Below are 17,937 nucleotides of genomic sequence, written 5' to 3'. Positions count from 1 at the left end.
GGCCGGGAATGGTCGTGAGCTGCTACGGGTGGCGGGCCGCTAAGGCGTACTCCGTCGAGACGCTACGTTCAGGAACGTGGGACGGAGGAGCCTGCTCAAGCAAGCCCGCGCTCCCGCGCCCAGACGATGGCGCCAGCACGACGGTTCACCCCGATCTTTGCATAGATGCTGGCAACGTGGTTGCGGACGGTGTTCGATGAAAGCGAGAGCCTGCCCGCGATCGCCTTGTCGTCTAGGCCTTCGCAAATGAGGCTCAGAACCTCCCGTTCCCGAGTTGTAAGCTCCGCAGAGGGTTGCCGCTCTTCCGACCCTCGCGGGTTCTTCAACGTGGCGAGCTTGTCCATGATGGAGCGGCTGAACCAGCTCGCATCCTTCATCACGGCCTCGATCGCACTGACCAGGTCGAGTTCGCTGCTCCGGCGATCGCTGATGTCCTGGAACAGCCAGAGCGTGCAACGTTCGCCGCGAAGAGTCATCCGCTCGGCAGAGAGCAGGCAGTCGACAGCCTGTCCGCTGGCGTCGAGCAATCGCACGTCGCGATTGCGCACGCCACCGCCGCGATCGATCTCCGCCTCCGCCGCATTGCGCTCGCCGACGTCGGCCCAGAGCTCCGGATCGCCCGCGGTACGCCCGAGGAAACCCGCTGAGGTGTAGCCCGTAAGCTGCCAGAATGCGTCGTTCGCCTCGATCATCCGGTGGCCGTCCGGCGAGGTCAGTGCCATTGCGACGGGCGCCATCCTGAAGAGGGTGGAGAAGTGTTCCTCACCGTCGCGCAATGCACGCTCTGCGCGCCTCCGTGGCTCCAGGTCGGCAAAGGTGAACAGCATGCACTTATCGTCGCCGACCTCGATCGGCTGGCCCGCCAGGATCACGAGCTTCGTATGCCCGTCGGGCATGGGCAGTTCCGCCTCCATCTGCGGAATGGTGCGGCCCTCCTTGAGGCGCTGCTTCGCAAGCTCCAGACGTTCGGCCTCGTTTAGGATATCGAACTCGTAGAGGCTGCGCCCGATGACGCCCGTGGGGGCCTGCCCGGTCATCTCCAGGAAGCCGCGGTTGGCACGGACGAAGCGCTGATCGCTGAGCCGCAGGATCAGGGCTGGCGCTGGATTTGCCTGGAACATGGCTTCGAAGCGGGCTTCCGCCTCACTCTGCTCGGACAGGTCCTGGATAACGAGCGCCAGGCAGTCGGGTTCGTCGTCGTCGCCGCTCATGACCACATCGCGGATGTGGTGAGTCCAGCGCGGCTCGTCCGTTCCGGCTGCTGCGACCCGGACGACGAGATCCGGGCAGCTCTCGCCTGCAAGCACCCGCATGACTGGATATTCGCGGCTAGCGAGGCGATGCCCGTTGGGCATCGTGAGCGCGAACCGCTTCACATATTCGTCGGCTGTACCGCCGAGATCCCCGGTCTTCTCGACACCATGCATGCTCAGCGCGGCATCGTTGCACCAGACGATCGAACCCGAGAGATCAATCAGGATCACGCCGGCGGTAAGGCCGTCGATCAGCTGTTCCAGGTGACGCAGCGTGCCGCCGGCCAAGGAGGTGGGGAGAGGGGCAGCCATACTCCGGGAAGCGCCCGCCGCTTGCCGTTGTTCCGCGGCAGGACGCCAACGCAGGTCGAATATCTACTGGTCAGTCTAGTACAGCTCTACCAAGTCTAACCCGCATAATCGACGCACTCCGGGAGCTATCGGAGCGCCCGGCAGTTGAGCGAACGAACTGCAAGGCAAGCCATGTCCGACGATCTGCATATCCCGATTATTCAGGAGGAAGCCCACGTCACCAAACGTGCGGTCGAAACCGAGCATGTCCGGGTGCAAACATCCTTGGCGGAGGAGAAGGTAGTCGTTCGGGACGCCCTGCGCCGTGAGCATGTGGAGGTCACACGCGTACCAGTCGACCGCGAGGTGGCCGAGGCGCCGCCCATCCGCAGCGAAGGCGACGTCACGATCGTGCCGGTGCTGGAGGAGCGTCTGGTAGTCGAGAAACGCCTGTTTCTCGTCGAGGAGCTCCATCTCCGCCGGATGGTGACCACCGAAGGCGTCGAGCTCCCCGCGACGCTGCGCCGGACGCACGTGGAGGTCGAGCGGACCCAACTCGATCAACAGGAGAACACTTGATGCCCGCACCCAACGACCATCGCGACGGCGCGCCTAGCCACATCCACATCGAGAAGAAGAAGGGCTTCAACTGGCTGCCCTGGGTTCTCTTGGCACTCGGCCTGCTGGCGCTGCTGTTTGCGCTTAGCCGCTGCGGCCGCGATGATGCAGCCATCGCCCCGGTAGCAACGTCGACAGACACGACGGCGGCCGCCCCGGCGACCAACGGCGCGGTGGTCGCGACGACGCCCAATGCGGCGACTTCCGCTGCTGCCGTAGGAACCTCCGCCCTCGGCGGTTACCTCGCTGGCAGCGAGCCGGCACCGCGCACCTTCACGTTCGAGAAGCTCAACTTCGACACGGCCAAAAGCAATATCCGACAGGCCGATGCCGCAGAGGTGAACGAGGTGGCCGCGGCCCTCAAGCAGTATCCGAACGCCAGAATCCGCATTGCGGGCTACGCCGACGCGCGCGGCGGCGATGCGGCCAACATGGCGCTCGGCAAGGCTCGCGCTGATAGCGTCAAGTCGGCGCTGGTCGCGCAAGGGATCGATACCGGCCGTATCGAGACCGTCTCCGGTGGCGAGACCGATCCGGTCGACACCAACGCCACCGCCGGCGGTCGCTTTGAAAACCGCCGCACCGAACTCGTCGTGACGGCGAGGTAAGCCGCCAATCCGTTTTCAATCGCAGGAGAAAGATCATGTCCAGCACCATCACCGCCCTGTTCGACAGCCGAGCCGACGCCGAGGCCGCCAAGGACCGGCTAAAGAGCGCCCGGGTCGACGCCGACCACATCCATATCCACGACAAGTCGAGCGCCGGCTACAAGGAGACAGGCTACTCGACGCATGAGGACCGCGGCTTTTGGGACTCGATCAAGAACGCGTTCGTGCCCGACGAGGACCGCCACACCTACGAGGAAGGCGTGCGCCGCGGCGGTGCGCTGCTGACCGCTGACGTCGATGATGATTGCGTCGACGAGGCGGTGCGAGTGCTCGAAGAGGCCAACTCGATCGACATCGATGACCGTTCGAGCCAGTGGCGTTCGTCGGGCTGGGATTATCCCGGCGCTGGTGCCGCTGCAGGCGCGACCGGAGCCGCTCTCGGCAGCTTCGACCGTCGCGAAACCGCCGGCCGCACGGCCGAGCAGGAAGAGGTGATCCCGATCGTCGAGGAGCAATTGGTTGTCGGCAAGCGTGACGTGAGCCGCGGCGGGGTGCGCGTCCGCTCCTATGTGACCGAAACGCCGGTTCACGAGCAGATTCGTCTCCGCAACGAGCGCGTCAACGTGGAGCGTCGCTCAGTCGATCAGCCGCTTTCGGCGGCCGATACCGACGCGTTCCGCGAGAGGACGATCGACATGACCGCGACCGGTGAGGAAGCGGTGGTCGGCAAGACCGCTCGCGTCGTCGAGGAGGTCGTGGTTTCCAAGACGGCCGAGGAGCATGTCGAGGAGGTCGACGACACCGTGCGCCGCACCGACGTGGAGGTCGATCGCGACACCGACGCCGAGACCCGCGGCTCGACCTTCCGAGACACCGACAAGCGTATCTAGTCGGTGGAGCCCGGCGCGGTGACAGCCGCGCCGGGCTCACACGCCTTGCCAACAGGGGAGACGGCGATGAACCCGAACTATGTGACAGCGGACGGCATGATCGCCGGCACCCGCAACTTCGGCGACACCGCCGTTCTTTATCTTCAGGAGTGGGGGCCGCGCGTTCTTGCCGCGGCCGTCATTCTCCTGATCGGCTACCTTCTGGCGAAAGCGGCCAAGTGGGGCGTCGCCGCGCTGGTCAACAAGACGCCGCTGGCGCGTCAGGCGCACCGGCAGTCAGGCATCCCTGAGACGGGTCGCAATCCCAAGAGCGTCGGCGCGCAGGTCGGCGACGCGGCGTTCTGGATCGTGATCCTGATCGCGCTCGTGCTTGCCGCGCAGCCGCTCGGCCTGGCCGCTGCCACCAGCCCGGTCGGCCGCATGCTCAACCAGTTCGGCGCCGCCATCCCCAACATTATCGGCGCGGGGCTGATCTTCTTCGTCGGCTACATCGTCGCTAGCGTCGCCAAGAAGGCGGTGGAGGCGGTGCTGACCGCAGCGCGCACCGAACAGCTTGCCGAGCGCGCCGGCATGGCCAAGGCCGATCCTTCGACGCTCCCGCGGATGGTTGGGGGCATTGTGTTCGCGCTCATCATCATCCCGGTCGCAATCGCCGCGCTCGATCAGCTCAACATACGCGCGATCTCCGAGCCGGCGACCGCAATGCTCCGGATCATTCTCGACAGCATCCCGCATGTCGTCGCGGCCGCGATCATTCTCGCGCTCGCCTATGTGATCGGCCGCTTTGCGTCGCAACTGCTCAGCCAGTTCCTGAGCGGCACCGGCTTCGATCGCACGATCAGCGCGCTTGGCGTGTTCCCCTCAAGCACGACGCCCGCCCCAGGGGTCCCATCGACGTCGGCGGGAACGCCGGCAACCCCGGCGCTGGTGCCGTCGAAGCTGCTCGGCCACGCCGTGTTCGTCGCCATCATTATCTTCGGCCTGATGGAGGCGTTCCGGCAGCTCAACTTCGCTTATGGCTCGCGTATGATGGCGGAGATCCTGACCCTGCTCGGCTCGGTCATCTTCGGCGCTGTCATCATCGCCGCAGCAATCGCCATCGCGAAGCTGGTCTCGACAGTCGTGCGCGCGAGCGGCGGGGCTAATGCGGAGCTGACGGCGAAGATCGTGCATATCGCGATCATCGTACTCGGCACCGCCATTGGGCTGCGTTTCATGGGACTCGCCGACGACATCATCAATCTCGCCTTTGGCCTGATCTTGGGTGCTATGGCTGTCGCATTCGCGCTCGCCTTCGGCCTTGGTGGACGCGAAGCGGCGCGGATGATGGTGCAACGCCTTTCTGGCACGACGGGAACGCCCGGCATCCCTCCTCAGGCACAGACAACGCTCCGGCCGCAGTCACCCGAAGGATCACCTCGCGACCTCTAATCAGTTGTGGGCGCGTACGCGAGGCGGAGGATCAGTTCCTTCGCCTCGCAGCCGATCCGAATGGACGGCAGGTTTCAGGCGACGTGCGTTGATCAACGAAGGCCGAGGTCGGGTCGATAGCTGCCGACACGCGCGCCCGGGCGGCACCCACAAGCCGTCAACGTAATGGCTCGGTTCAGGCAGCGCCCACCACGTCCTGCACCGCCACCAGCGGCACCTGGAACAGACAGGTCACACCTTCCGGCGCATAGTCGATGTTCACCGATCCGCCGAGCTGAGCGCCAAGGCTGCGCTCGAGAAGCCGGGTGCCAAAGCCCTTTCGCGTCGGTACAGCCACCGCAGGGCCGCCTCGTTCCCGCCAGCGCAGCTGGAAGTTCGCCTCCGCATCGATCTCCCACTCGATCGTGACGTGGCCGCCCTCGACCGACAGCGCACCGTATTTGGATGCGTTGGTGCAAAGTTCGTGGAGCGCCAGCGTCATCGCCAGGGCGGCGCGGGCAGCGATCTCGATCGCAGGACCCGAAAGGGTGAAGCGCTCCGGGCCGGCGCAATGCGGGATGGTCGCCCCGGTCACCACATCCTCGACCGGCGCGGCGGTCCAGCCGGCCTTTGTCAAAACGTCGTTCGCATGCGCAAGCGCGACCACGCGATTGGCGAACGCGCTCTGCGCCTCGGGCGTGGCTGCATCCTTGAAGGTCTGTGCCGCAATCGCCTGGATCATCGCCAGCGTGTTCTTGACGCGATGCTGAAGCTCGTTGGCTAGCAGTCGCTGGTGATCCTCCGCCCGGAGCCGCTCGACGGCATCACGCGTACGCTGCGCCACGTCACGCACGAAGTCGACCTTGGCCCGCGACCAGTGGCGCACCTTGTTGTCGTGGAGGAAAAGGATCCCGACCAGCCGCCCATGCTCCATCACGGGTACGTTGAAGAGTGCGCGAATACCGAGCCGCCGCAAGCGCGGCAGATCGCTGCTAGTGCGGGGATCCTCTTCGACGTCGTCGATGACGACGGTGCGGCCCTTGCGCAGGTCTTCGTTGAACGAGCCGTAGTCTGCGAAACGATGCCGCCCGGCGATGCTCTGGACGTCGGACGCCGTCCAGTCACGGTCCACCTCGACGAAGCTGCCGGTAGGATCGACCGAGCCGTAGCCGCCCCGGGTCAATCGCAGCACCCGGCCGAGCACTTGCGCCGTGATGGCAGTGATCTCCGCCGTGTCCTCGACGTCCCGAAAGCGATCACTCAGCTCGACCAAGGCCGCCTGCCGGTCCTCGGCGAGTTTACGGTCGGTGATGTCGATGCTGGCGCCTGGGAAGCGCACCGGCGTCCCATCCGCGTCGCGAACCACGTTGCCGCGGGCGAGCAGCCAGCGAAACGAGCCATCGGCCTGTAACACGCGATATTCGTGCGAAAACGGTGTCCCGTCCTCCAGCGTCTTCTTCAGCGCCAACTCGAAACCCGGCAGGTCGTCGGGATGAAACCGATGCGTATAGTCCGCCAGGGGCGCACCGCGCCCGGCGAGCTCCGGATCGATGCCGTAGATGCTGGCAAAGTTGGCGTCCGCGTAGATCAGGTCGGTCGCGAACTCCCAGTCCCAGATACCGACCATGACGGCGGCGCCGAGTGCCAGCTCGAGCCGCTCTTCGATGCGGCGGCGATGCTCCTCCGCCTCGCGTTCCTGGGTGCGGTCACGAAGGATCTTGAGGAAGCCGCGGACCTCGCCGTCGACCTTGAGCGGCATGAGCAGGCCGGCAGCCCAGAAGCGGCGGCCATCCTTGCGCATGTGCCAGCGCTCGTCCGAGGCGCGTCCGTCGCGCAAGGTGAGGCTCATCTCGGTCTGCGGCCGCCGCTGCTCCCGGTCCTCAGGCGTAAAGATGATGTCAGCCCGGGTTCCGAGCAGTTCCTCCTCGGGCCAACCGAGGATCTGGCGGGCGCCCTCGTTCCAGGTGGTGATCACCCCGTCCAAGTCGGTGGCGATGATGGCGTAATCGGTGGAGCTGTCGAGGATCGCGCGATAGCGCGCCTCGCTGAGCGACAGCGCCGCACCGATCTGGCCGAGCCAGTCGTTGAGCGCCTGCAACTCGTCACGATGCGCTTCGACCAGGTCGTAACGGCCCTGAGCGGCCTCAGCGGCGCTGCCCGCCTGCTCCTCCGCTTTCCGGGTGTTCGCATGCCTCGCCGCGAACGCATCTGCGTGGCCTAACACGGATAGTGCAGCGTCGGCTTGCGCGCGCTCGGCATCGATCCCCGCCTGCACGAGCAGCGATCTCAGTCTGACGATCTCGTCACGAAGTGCGTCGGCGTCGAAGCCGGCAAGTTCCTGATTGTCCAAAGCCCGTCCCGTTTATGCCAGCGCTATCGATCCCCCGCGGGCCCAGATCTTATAACTGGTTGGCTTACCTACGACAATCTCACAGCGTCGAACCCACGAGAGCTTCGAGCCGTGCCCGTAAAAGGCCGCGCCTGCGGGACCCGGATGGCTGCCGCGACGTTAACACACATCGCAAGAGGGAAACGCGCCAGTGTGTCACGTACTGATCATCGAAGATGAGCCGTTCATCGCGATGATCCTCCAGGACCTGCTTGAAGAAGTGTCCGTCGTCAGAACATTCGGCACAACTCGCGGCGTAGATTAGCGGAGTGCGGACCTCGTCAGGGGGTTGATGTTAGGCGGCGAACTTGCGGTGCTGCAAGCGCCGATGTTCGATGGTCTGTCGCTTGATCCTTTCGCGCAGTTTGATGATTGCCGGAGCCCTGCCGAAGTAGGCGTCGGCAGGCGTCACGTTGGCCAGGCTCTCGTGGTATCGCTGGTGATTGTAGTGCTCGACGAAGGCCTCGATGTGGGCTTCGAGGTCGCCGGGCAGGAAGTAGTTTTCCAGCAAGATGCGGTGATGTGGGCTTCGAGGTCGCCGGGCAGGAAGTAGTTTTCCAGCAAGATGCGGTTTTTCAGGGTCTGGTGCCAGCGCTCGATCTTGCCCTGGGTTTGGGGATGACACGGGGCGCCGCGCACATGGCTCATCTTCCGGGCCTCGATGTATTCCGCCAGCTCACCCGCGATGTAGCTGGGGCCATTATCGCTGAGTAGCCGGGGTTTGTGCAGCACCGTGGCGCTGTCGCAACCAGAAGCCGCCAGGGCGAGGTCCAGCGTGTCGGTGACGTCCTCGGCTCGCATGTTGGTGCACAGCTTCCAGGCGATGATGTAGCGCGAGAAGTCGTCGAGCACGGTCGACAGATACATCCAGCCCCACCCGATGATCTTGAAGTAGGTGAAGTCGGTCTGCCACATCTCGTTCGGCCGCGTGGTTTTCGTGTGGAACTGATCGGCAGCCTTGATCACGACATAGGCCGGGCTGGTGATCAGGTCGTGGGCCTTCAACAGGCGGTAAACCGTGGATTCCGACACGAAGTAGCGCTGCCCATCGGTGAAGCGCACGGCCAGTTCCCGGGGGCTCAGCTCAGACTGTTCCAGCGCCAGCTCGATGATCTGGTCGTGGATGCCCGCCGGGATGCGGTTCCACACCCGGCTCGGCGCCGATGGCCGATCTTCCAACGCCTCCGGCCCGCCTTCGAGGTAGCGATCATACCAGCGGTAGAATGTCCGACGAGGGATGCCGAGTTGGTCCAGCGTGCGCTTGGCCGACAGGTGCGACTGCTCGACGGTTCTGATGATCTCGAGCTTCTCGGATGCGGGATATCTCATTCGTCGTTGCCCCCATCCGCGACCATGCTTTTTTTGAGCAGACGGTTTTCCAGTGTCAGATCGGCCACGCATTCCTTCAGGGCCCGGGCTTCGCGGCGCAGGTCCTGGACCTCTCCGGTGGTCGCGGCACGGGCGGTGTCGCCGGCCAGGCGGCGCTTGCCAGCTTCCATGAACTCCTTCGACCAGGTGTAATACAGGCTCTGGGCAATGCCTTCCTTGCGGCATAGCTCGGCGATGCTGTCTTCCCCGCGCAGGCCATCCAGCACGATGCGGATCTTGTCCTCGGCCGAAAAGTGGCGCCGCGTCTGCCGCCGGATGTCCTTCACCACCTGCTCAGCAGGGGCCTTCGCCGACGATTTTGCATTGGAGGATCTGGGCTTCATCTCGTTCCTTCGTCACTACGACGAAGCCTAGATCCTCCTTAAATCACAACCTCAAATCTGTGCCATTGGTGCTGACGGCGGACAGTGCAGGAGCGGGGCGGGCGCGAGCTGGACGCGGCGTTGCTGATGATGCCCCTCGTCCGCTTCGTATCATCGACCGATCCCGTGTGGCTTCAGACGCTCGATGCGATCGGCGAGCAATTGTGCGATGACGGGCTGGTCTACCGCTACCGTGTCGACGACGCGCTCGAAGGCGATGAAGGCGCCTTTACGACATGCACATTCTGGTTTGCGGAGTGCCTGGCGCGCGCCGGCCGCTTGGATGAGGCGCGGATGCAGCTTGCCAAGGGTGCGGCTTATGCCAACCATCTCGGCCTGTTCGCCGAGGAGGTAGACGTGCGCGGCTTGTCGTCGGGAAACTTTCCCCAGGCGCTCACCCATCTGGCCTTCATCAGCGCCGCGCACTTCCTGGATCGGCGTTTGGACCCAGCGTACCGGCCAAGCTGGCAACCGTAAGGAAACCCCGCTCGATGCGCCGGCAACTGTTACTCACCTTGCAACGCTGGGACGCGCTGTTCGATGGGCCGAGTCAGGTAAGCCGCCATCTTCACGATGCGCGGATGCGACCTCACGACCCGACACTCTCCTATTGTCACGGCTGTCAGTAAGGATTACGCCTGTATCAACAGACCTTCCACTTCGTGGACGAACGGCACCGAGAGGAACCGATGGCAACGATCATCTACGTCGAGCACGACGGCACGCGTCATGAACAGCAGGTCACCGACGGCTGGAGCGTGATGGAGGGCGCGGTAAAGAACGGCGTGCCCGGTATTGATGCCGATTGCGGCGGCGCGGCCGCCTGTGCAACGTGCCACGTTTATGTCGATCCAGACTGGCTGACGGCGACCGGTGAGCGCACCGAGCAGGAAGCCGAGATGCTGAACTTCGCTGAAAACGTGGAAAGCAACAGCAGGCTGTCGTGCCAGATCGAGGTTACGCCCGCGCTCGACGGGCTGATCGTCACCATGCCCGAAAGCCAGCACTGAGCCCCATCATCCCGGAAGGATCCGTCGCATGAGCACCGCCGCCACTGCCGCCTTCGCCGCCACCAATCCCGCCCGCGACGCCGCCTATGCGACCCCGCTCGACAAGCTGGATCCGTCGCGCCCCGAGCTGTTCGCTGCCGACGAGATGTGGTGGAATTTCGAGCGGCTGCGTGCCGAGGCGCCGGTCCACTACACCGCCGAAAGCGCTTATGGGCCGTTCTGGTCGGTGACGAAATATAACGACATCATGGCGGTCGACATCGATCACCAGACCTTCTCGTCGGAGCCGGGGATCATGATGGTCCCGCCGCTAGCGCCCGGCGAAACGCCGCAACTCGAAGGGCTGGCGATGTTCATCGCGATGGACCCGCCCAAGCACGACGTGCAGCGCAAGGCGGTCAGCCCCGCCGTGTCGCCCACCAACCTTCAGATCCTGGGTCCGTTGATCCGCGAGCGTGCCGCCGCGATCCTCGATGGGTTGCCGATCGGCGAAGAGTTCGACTGGGTCGACAAGGTGTCGATGGAGCTCACCGCGATGACGCTTGCGACGCTGTTCGGCATGCCGCAGGAGGATCGCCGCAAGCTGACCTATTGGTCCGATGTGGTCACTGCGGAGCCGGGGCATGGCGTGGTCGAGACGCGCGAGCAGAAGATGGGCATCTTTCGCGACTATCATGCCTATTTTACGCAGCTGTGGAACGAGCGCGTCAATGCAGAGCCGACCGGCGACCTCATCTCGATGCTCGCGCATGATCCCGCGACACGCGGTATGTCGCCGATGGAATATTTTGGGAACGTCATGCTGCTGACGGTGGGCGGCAACGATACCACACGCAACACGATGACCGGCTCGGTCTATGCCTTGTCCAAGAACCCCGATCAGTACGCCAAGCTGATGGCCGATCCGTCACTGCTGCCGTCGATGGTGTCGGAAACGATCCGCTGGCAGACGCCACTGTCGCACATGAAGCGTCGCGCCACCCGCGATGTCGAATTCCGCGGCCAGCAGATCAAGAAAGATGACACGGTTGTCATGTGGTACGTCTCGGGCAATCGCGACGATGAAGTGATCGAGCGCCCGAACGACTATATCATCGATCGTCCCCGTCCGCGCCAGCACATCTCGTTCGGCTTCGGCGTCCACCGCTGCGTTGGCAATCGCCTTGCCGAACTGCAGCTGCAGATCGTGTGGGAAGAGATCATGAAGCGTTTCCCGGAGATCAATGTGGTCGCGGAGCCCAAGCGCGTCCGCTCGAACTTCGTGAAGGGCTATGAATCGATGCGGGTCGTTATCCCGCGCCGGTATTGACCGTTACGCTGCCTACTTGAGGCACGTTTCGGTTTTGTCACTCGACCGGGCGCTTGTCGTCAAGGAGGTCTCCGCCCTGGGTTTCGGCGCGTTCCTCGTCGACCAGCTTGGCGATATGCGCGTCGGGCGCAGCATCGTGCGCGATCCTCTGTTGCGACACAGCCGGTTTCGGTGGTTTGGCGACTGGGGCGTTCGACGCGCTTTGGGTCGGAACGGCGGCACCCTGATCAAAACGCAGGCGGTAAATCGGTTCGGGCAGGGCAAAGCCGTGAGCTTCCAAACTACGCTTGGCTGCATCTAGCGCCAAACTGCGCCCTTTCAGATAATCGGTGCGCGACTGGTTCACCCAGCCGAAGAAGCGCAGGACAATGTTCGAATCCCCCACGTCGCGGATGATCGCGCTGGCGGCTGGCGCGTCCAGCACGAAGTCGAGATCACGGATCGCCTGCAGCCCCACCGCTATGCCGTCCACCGGATCGTCATCCGCGTCGATGCCGAGATCGAACTCGAACCGCCGCTCGGGATCGGCCTTGCCTTTGATGTCTTCGGTGACGCCAAACTCCCAACCGGAATGGCCCGATGGCACCCAGGGTGTCGCCTGCGTTGCCGTAACCTCTCCATCCCAACCAGAGCGCTCGCTATCGTCATTGCCGGGGAACTCGACCTTAATCAGGCCGACCCCAGTCGAGTTCACCAACGTTCTGATGAACACAGCCAGCCGTTGGCGAGGGGTGACGCCCGTCGTCGCCCACCGGGTGATGTCGGCACCCTTAATCTGCAAAAAGGGCGGCACATAAGACTTGGTAATCGCCGCCGAGCGGGCTGTGGTTTTGGCAGCGTCCCACGCGCTTTGAACGTCAAGTAAAGTGCGGGCAGATACGCCGAAAGCTCGTTCTAATCGAGCTGCCATCTCGGTTGAGAGATCCGCTTTCCCGTTGAGAAAGTTTGAGAGCGTTGGACGGCTGACATCGATCAGCTTGGCCGCTGTGGTGACGTTGGTGCCAACAGGAATGACGTTGGTTCGGACATACTCGCCCGGATGGATAGATTCATTTTTCATACGTGTAGTGCATGACGCTACACGATGCATGTCGATGGCAATGTAGCGTGATGCGCTACACGCTACATCAAGGTTTAGGCTAATGTCATTTCCAATCCGTGCCGACATCAACGCTCAGACCATTCGAAGTCTGCGGCTGCCGACTCTCACGCCGAAATGCGCTGACTGCTGACGGTCAAGTTTCGCCGTCGACTGAGAATAGGATGGTTTACGTCCGATCCGCTCGTTCGAGTGCCGTAACCTGCCAGTCCAAAACCGGCCCACTTCCAGCCGCTCAGCGCGCCGGATGTTAGGATGGCAGCTCCTGGGCCGCTTGCCGAATGTCCGCTTCGCGGTGAGCAAGCCTGGAAAGCGGCCGATCGGCTGGAGGCGCATTTGCCGAACGGCTATGCCTCGATCACGTCAGCCGTGCTGGAGCGGTCTGGTCGTGAAGAGTCCAACTAGCCCTCAACGTGGCTGGTTCACCCGCTTATCGTCCGCACGGCTAACGAGCTCCAAGTAGAGCATCTCGAGATCCTTCCGGCTGATGTCGAGTACCTCTCCGTAATCGGCGAGCACCGCGTCGAAATCCGCTTCGGTCAGCAGGTTCGCCGGATGCGCGTGCGGATGCTGCGTTGCGTGAGCGCGATGCGGATAGGATCGGCCCAGCGCCCGATTGCAGATGATAGCCGCGATCACCAGCAGCACCGAGTTGATCAGCACCGGCAAGAGGACGAAGAAGAAGCCTTCTCCGATCGTCTGCGGCATGGCGAGGACGGCCGTCAGCGCACAAGCACCGCCTGGAGGATGCAGGCACCGCAGCAGCGACATCGCGGCGATGGCTGCGCCGACAGCCAGGCTCGCTGCCAGAACGGGTGACGACTCGGACATCGCAATCCCCACACCGATCAAAGTGGAGAGGACATTGCCGCCAAGAACCGCCCAGGGGCGCGCCAGCGGGCTGGCGGGCACCGCGAACAGCAGAACGGCGGACGCCCCCATAGGGGCCATCAGGATCGGCAGGCTTGATGAAGGGCCCACGACCAACGTCGTCAACGCGCCCATGGCGGCAATGCCGATCAACGCGCCGGCTGCATTGCGCGGCCATTCCCCCGCCACCACGCGAGCGAAGGTCGATGGAAGGCGGCGGACGAAATGACGCATGGCGCGGCCCGTTGGCACCGGTCGGCCGCGATTTGAACCTCTTAGCGGCGGGAGCGTTCACGATTCTCCTGCTTCGCCAACTTCTCATGCTGGCACAGCGGAACGGGCGTGGCAGAGTTGCGCAGGAACTCGACGTGAAAGCGCACCAGCCCGATCGGCTCCACGTGATGCAGGATTGTCGGCTCGACCACGCCGGGACCGGTCTCCGGCGTCAGGTCCCGCTCGGTCGGCAGGCGGCGCGGATCGGTCACGCGGTAGCGTAGCACGCCCTGCTCGACGCAAATTAATCCCCAACTTCCCGCCTTGGTCGTGTGGTCCTTCCGCAGGCCGGCCGGCAGCGTCTCCTCGGTGAACGAGACGGTGCGGCTGTAAGATTCGAGCCCTTCAGGAAGGTGGGTTGCCGGCGCTACGGGTTGGTCGCTCGCCATCTCCAGTCTCCGTTCAATCCGCCGCCGCGAGTTCGGCCTCGCGGGCCTGGTAAAGCTGGATGCCGAGCGCCAGGCTCTCCGCGATCCGCTCAGCCCTGTCCTGCATCGCCGCCGCCGCTTCGGCCGGCAGAAGCTCCCGCGTCGTCTCGTCCCACAGCTCCAGCCAGCGGGCGAAGGCAGCGGGCGTAATCCGCGCCGCATGGCGCACATGGGCGGGCATCGGCTGCCCTTTGTAGCGGCCGCTGGCCAGCATGACGGAAGACCAGAAGGCCTGCAGCTTCTCCAGATGCTCCGGCCAATCCCCGATCGCGTCGTTGAAGATCGGGCCGAGCATCGGGTCCTTGCGCACCTTCGCGTAGAAGGCGGGGATCACGGCGGCGATCTCCGCCTCTGAAACCACGCCGATGCCAATCATGCTGCCTCCTGCTGCCGGACCACGCTCCGAAGCGCCCGTGTCAGATCGTCGGTCAGCAGCGGTTTTTCCACCAATGTGATTCCGGCCGCGTCCGCCCGATCCCGTATGGCGCGGGTCGGATTGGTCGCCAGAAGCACGGCCGGAGCCGAGCATCCGCTGGCCCGAAGTTGCTTCAGATGGCCGAGCCCGTCGCCCGAACCATACCGCTGTTCGATGATCAGGCATGCGGCTCGGCGCGGATCGGCCTGGGCGCTCGTCCCGTCGAGCACGCAATATCCCTCCAGCGTCAGGGCGAATTTGAGCGAGGCGAGGACCGATCGGTCCTGCTCGTACACCAGGATCGGGCGCGAAGGGATCATGCTCGGTTCTCGCCAAAGGATGGGGCCGGCAGTCGCCCGCCGGCCCGTTTCGGTTCAGGCCGCCTGCTTCCAGGTCGGCTCCAGCGCCACGTGCGGCGGGCATTCGGCCACCTTGCCGACGGGAAGCCCGGCCAGCTCGTTGGCGTAGCCGTGGTTCACATCACGGTGGTGTGCCTCGTCCGCCCGCACCACCAGTACCACGTCGCGCAGGGTCGCGTCCTCGGCCAGGCCCCAATAGCGCTTGGCGATCTCCGGCGCCGACACGTTCGGGCTGCGGCCCTCATCGATCTCGGCGAGGTAATGGGTGTAGCTGATCACCGCCTCTTCCTCGAAATAGCCGACCACGCGGTGCGCCGTCTTCGAGCTGACGAGATAGAGGGCGAAGAAGAACAGGTAGAACACCCACTGCACGCCGATGATCACCGCCCGCTCGAACATTGTGGGCTTGGAGATCTCGATGAAGGTCATCAGGTGCATGCGCTCATTTTCGGCCTCATCCATGAGCGTCTTGATCCAGCCCTTGTCGTCGCACATGCGGCGCAGGCACGCGAGATGGTTGATCGTCGCGCCGACCATGCCGGGCACCGCGGCGACCGTCTCCAGCACCACCGCGCGGTGGCCGTAACGCTCCGCGAAGAAGGTGTCGGCGCACCAGCGCAGCGCCTTGGTGAAGCCGAACGCGACCCGGTCGGAAAGCCCACGGGGCTTGTGATGGACGCCAAGGTCGATGAAGGGGGCAACCATTGATAGTCTCCGTCTGAGGCGGCGCGTTCACTGGTGCGTCGCTGTTGGAGGCCATCTACGCTTGCCGAGGGAGCCGGAACATTTGGATCTTGTCCCTACCCCTCATCCCCTAAGGGCTATCCCGGAGGTGGGGCGGGCGCGCTTCGCCAGCCGTTTCCTGCCGCGCCTGTCGGTCTCGACGGCGCTGGTCCTGGCCGTGTTGGCGATCGCGGCCGGGGCGGCCGTGCGCCTGGTGTTCGGCGAAGAGCTGGGCCAGCGCGCGACTTACATCTTCTTCGTGCCCGGGGTCGTGGTGGCGAGCGCCCTCTCGGGTCTGCGCGCCGGCGCGGTGGCGGCGGTGGTTGGTGCCGGCGTGGGGCTGTGGTGCGACTGGCTCAGCGGGCCGATCGAGAACGGCAGCTTGGTCGCGGCAGCGGCATTCGTGGCGATCGGCCTTGCCGTGGCCCTTGGCGGCGAGTGGTTTCAGCACGCCCGGACGGAGACCGAAGCCGCCGCCGCGCAGCTTGCGCGGCGCGAAACGCATCTGCGTTCAATTCTGGACACCGTGCCGGATGCGGTGGTGGTGATCGACGAGCGCGGGCTGATGCACGATTTCAGCCCAGCGGCCGAGCGGCTGTTCGGCTGGACCGCGGAAGAGGCGAAGGGGCGCAACGTCGCCATGCTGATGCCCTCCCCCTACGCCGAAGCGCACGATTCCTACCTGGAACGCTACTATCGCACGGGCGAGCGCCGGATCATCGGCACTGGCCGCGTAGTGGTCGGCCAGCGGAAGGATGGCACCACCTTTCCGATGGAGCTGGCTGTGGGGGAGATGCGGCTGGACGGGCGGCGCTACTTCACCGGCTTCATCCGCGACCTGACTGAGCGGCAGCAGACCGAGACGCGTCTGCAGGAGTTGCAGAGCGAACTGGTCCACGTCTCCCGGCTCACCGCCTTGGGCGAGATGGCCTCCGCCCTCGCTCACGAGCTGAACCAGCCGCTCTCCGCCATTGCCAACTACCTGAAGGGCAGCCGCATGCTGCTCGCGCGCGAGGAAGTGCCGCACGACAAGGTCGCCGATGCAGTCGAGCGCGCCGGCGAGGAGGCCCTGCGCGCCGGCGCCATCATCCGCCGCCTGCGCGATTTCGTCGCGCGCGGAGAAACGGAGCGCACGGTGGAAAGCCTGCCCAAGATCATCGAGGAAGCCAGTGCATTGGCGCTGGTCGGCGCGCGGGAACACGGCATCCACATCCACTATTCCTTCAGCCCGGAGCTCGATCTTGTGTTGGTGGACAAGGTGCAGATCCAGCAGGTGGTGGTGAACCTCGTCCGCAACGCGGTCGATTCCATGGTCGCCGCCGATTTGCAGCGGCGCGAACTCACCATCCGGGTCGAGCCTGACGGCGACGAGATGGCACAGATCACAGTCGCCGACACCGGCCCCGGAATCAGCCCCGACGTGGCCGATCAGCTGTTCCAGCCGTTCGTCACCACGAAGCCCACGGGCATGGGGGTCGGCCTGTCGATTTCCCGAACCATCGTAGAGGCGCATGGCGGCCGCATCCGGGCGGAGGCGAACGAAGGCGGCGGCGCGCTGTTCACCTTCACAGTCCAGCGCGTGGGGAAAGAGGAGTTGTTCGATGGCGAGTGAGCCGGTCGTCTATGTGATCGATGATGATGAAGGCGCGCGCCATTCGCTCGAGTTCCTGATCGACTGCGCCGGGCTGAAGGCGCGCTCCTTCCCCTCCGCCGATGCCTTCCTCAAGGCGGATCCGCCGCTGGAGCATGCCTGCGTCATCACCGATGTGCGCATGCCCGGCATGAACGGCATAGAGCTCGCGCAGGAGCTGAAGCGGCGCGGAAGCCATGTGCCGGTCATCGTCATCACCGGCCATGCAGACGTGCCGCTGGCTGTGCAGGCGATGCATGCCGGCGTCTCCGACTTCATCGAGAAGCCCTATGATGATGAGACGATGCTGGGTGCCATCCGCACCGCCATTACCCGCCAGGCCGATCGCGATGAGCTGCAATCGGAGCGGGACCGGGTGCAGGAGCGGCTCGCGACACTCTCGATGCGAGAGCGGGAGGTGATGGAGGGCCTCGTCGCCGGAGAGGCGAACAAGGCCATCGCCTATGACCTCGGGATCAGCGCGCGGACGGTGGAAGTCTACCGTGCCAACGTCATGCTGAAGATGCAGGCGAAGACCTTGTCGGAACTGGTGCGGATGGTCACGATCGCCCGCCTCGCCTGACCCGGCGGGCCGCCGCGCACCTCCGGTA

The 17,937-nt window shown here is 64.6% G+C and carries 18 protein-coding genes and 1 pseudogene; 10 read left to right on the top strand and 9 right to left on the bottom strand.

Features of this window, described 5'->3' with window-relative positions; genetic code table 11:
* Positions 1-95 precede the first annotated feature (95 nt).
* Positions 96-1,565, bottom strand: a complete 1,470-nt coding sequence (locus XM50_RS17315; RefSeq protein WP_046411198.1) for a helix-turn-helix transcriptional regulator — start codon at positions 1,563-1,565, stop codon at positions 96-98.
* Between the two features lie 144 nt (positions 1,566-1,709).
* On the opposite strand from XM50_RS17315, the gene XM50_RS17310 reads away from it, so the two are divergent.
* The 4 genes from XM50_RS17310 (at position 1,710) to XM50_RS17295 (ending at position 5,091) form a co-directional block, all read left to right on the top strand.
* Positions 1,710-2,123, top strand: coding sequence for a YsnF/AvaK domain-containing protein (locus tag XM50_RS17310; RefSeq protein ID WP_269430579.1), 414 nt, complete (start codon positions 1,710-1,712; stop codon positions 2,121-2,123).
* Positions 2,123-2,770, top strand: a complete 648-nt coding sequence (locus XM50_RS17305) for an OmpA family protein (protein ID WP_197075577.1) — start codon at positions 2,123-2,125, stop codon at positions 2,768-2,770. The genes XM50_RS17310 and XM50_RS17305 overlap by 1 nt, the downstream gene beginning before the upstream one ends.
* Positions 2,771-2,805: 35 nt before the next feature.
* Entirely contained in the window at positions 2,806-3,660 is an 855-nt protein-coding gene (locus tag XM50_RS17300; RefSeq protein WP_046411195.1) for a DUF2382 domain-containing protein, read from the top strand.
* Positions 3,661-3,726: 66 nt separating this feature from the next.
* Complete coding sequence (locus XM50_RS17295) at positions 3,727-5,091, top strand: mechanosensitive ion channel (RefSeq protein WP_052742637.1); 1,365 nt, start codon at positions 3,727-3,729, stop codon at positions 5,089-5,091.
* Between the two features lie 175 nt (positions 5,092-5,266).
* Here the strand turns inward: XM50_RS17295 and XM50_RS17290 are convergent, their stop codons facing one another.
* A complete protein-coding gene (locus XM50_RS17290) occupies positions 5,267-7,420 on the bottom strand; it encodes a PAS domain-containing sensor histidine kinase (protein WP_052742636.1) in 2,154 nt (717 codons plus the stop codon).
* A gap of 334 nt (positions 7,421-7,754) precedes the next feature.
* Positions 7,755-9,171, bottom strand: a pseudogene (locus tag XM50_RS17285) (IS3 family transposase).
* Between the two features lie 84 nt (positions 9,172-9,255).
* Here XM50_RS17285 and XM50_RS17275 point away from each other — a divergent pair.
* The 3 genes from XM50_RS17275 to XM50_RS17265 all read left to right on the top strand — a co-directional run bounded on the left by XM50_RS17275 (position 9,256) and on the right by XM50_RS17265 (position 11,529).
* Positions 9,256-9,687: a glycoside hydrolase family 15 protein gene (locus tag XM50_RS17275; RefSeq protein WP_052742635.1), complete on the top strand. Its 432-nt coding sequence runs from the start codon at positions 9,256-9,258 to the stop codon at positions 9,685-9,687.
* 212 nt (positions 9,688-9,899) lie between these two features.
* Positions 9,900-10,220 (top strand): 2Fe-2S iron-sulfur cluster-binding protein, encoded by a 321-nt coding sequence (locus XM50_RS17270; RefSeq protein WP_046411193.1) that lies wholly within the window; start codon positions 9,900-9,902, stop codon positions 10,218-10,220.
* Positions 10,221-10,248: 28 nt separating this feature from the next.
* Entirely contained in the window at positions 10,249-11,529 is a 1,281-nt protein-coding gene (locus XM50_RS17265; RefSeq protein ID WP_046411192.1) for a cytochrome P450, read from the top strand.
* 37 nt (positions 11,530-11,566) lie between these two features.
* Here the strand turns inward: XM50_RS17265 and XM50_RS20595 are convergent, their stop codons facing one another.
* Positions 11,567-12,589 (bottom strand): HigA family addiction module antitoxin, encoded by a 1,023-nt coding sequence (locus XM50_RS20595; RefSeq protein ID WP_197075576.1) that lies wholly within the window; start codon positions 12,587-12,589, stop codon positions 11,567-11,569.
* Between the two features lie 294 nt (positions 12,590-12,883).
* Between XM50_RS20595 and XM50_RS20225 the strand changes: the two genes are divergently transcribed.
* Positions 12,884-13,033 (top strand): hypothetical protein, encoded by a 150-nt coding sequence (locus XM50_RS20225; protein ID WP_156167292.1) that lies wholly within the window; start codon positions 12,884-12,886, stop codon positions 13,031-13,033.
* A gap of 3 nt (positions 13,034-13,036) precedes the next feature.
* Here XM50_RS20225 and XM50_RS17255 read toward each other — a convergent pair whose 3' ends face one another.
* The 5 genes from XM50_RS17255 to XM50_RS17235 are packed head-to-tail and all read right to left on the bottom strand — an operon-like array spanning position 13,037 to position 15,678.
* The gene (locus XM50_RS17255) at positions 13,037-13,732 is read right to left on the bottom strand and encodes an HPP family protein (protein ID WP_052742633.1); all 696 of its coding nucleotides are present in this window, start codon (positions 13,730-13,732) and stop codon (positions 13,037-13,039) included.
* 41 nt (positions 13,733-13,773) lie between these two features.
* Positions 13,774-14,160: a DUF1971 domain-containing protein gene (locus XM50_RS17250; protein WP_082103167.1), complete on the bottom strand. Its 387-nt coding sequence runs from the start codon at positions 14,158-14,160 to the stop codon at positions 13,774-13,776.
* A gap of 13 nt (positions 14,161-14,173) precedes the next feature.
* Positions 14,174-14,575, bottom strand: a complete 402-nt coding sequence (locus XM50_RS17245) for a group III truncated hemoglobin (RefSeq protein WP_046411191.1) — start codon at positions 14,573-14,575, stop codon at positions 14,174-14,176.
* Entirely contained in the window at positions 14,572-14,934 is a 363-nt protein-coding gene (locus tag XM50_RS17240; RefSeq protein ID WP_046411188.1) for a hypothetical protein, read from the bottom strand. Before XM50_RS17240 ends, XM50_RS17245 begins: the two co-directional genes overlap by 4 nt.
* A gap of 54 nt (positions 14,935-14,988) precedes the next feature.
* Positions 14,989-15,678, bottom strand: a complete 690-nt coding sequence (locus tag XM50_RS17235; RefSeq protein ID WP_046411186.1) for an alternative oxidase — start codon at positions 15,676-15,678, stop codon at positions 14,989-14,991.
* A 127-nt stretch (positions 15,679-15,805) separates the two neighbouring features.
* Here XM50_RS17235 and XM50_RS17230 point away from each other — a divergent pair, with 127 nt between their 5' ends.
* Positions 15,806-17,308, top strand: a complete 1,503-nt coding sequence (locus tag XM50_RS17230; protein WP_231622012.1) for a sensor histidine kinase — start codon at positions 15,806-15,808, stop codon at positions 17,306-17,308.
* Positions 17,298-17,909, top strand: coding sequence for a response regulator FixJ (gene fixJ, locus XM50_RS17225; protein WP_046411184.1), 612 nt, complete (start codon positions 17,298-17,300; stop codon positions 17,907-17,909). Before XM50_RS17230 ends, fixJ begins: the two co-directional genes overlap by 11 nt.
* Positions 17,910-17,937: the final 28 nt, after the last annotated feature.

Origin of the sequence: Sphingomonas sp. Ag1, assembly GCF_000980895.1 — a bacterium.
Taxonomy (GTDB): domain Bacteria; phylum Pseudomonadota; class Alphaproteobacteria; order Sphingomonadales; family Sphingomonadaceae; genus Sphingomonas; species Sphingomonas panaciterrae.
The sequence above is the reverse complement of the archived record's forward strand: the minus strand, read 5'-3'. Positions and strand labels throughout refer to the sequence as shown.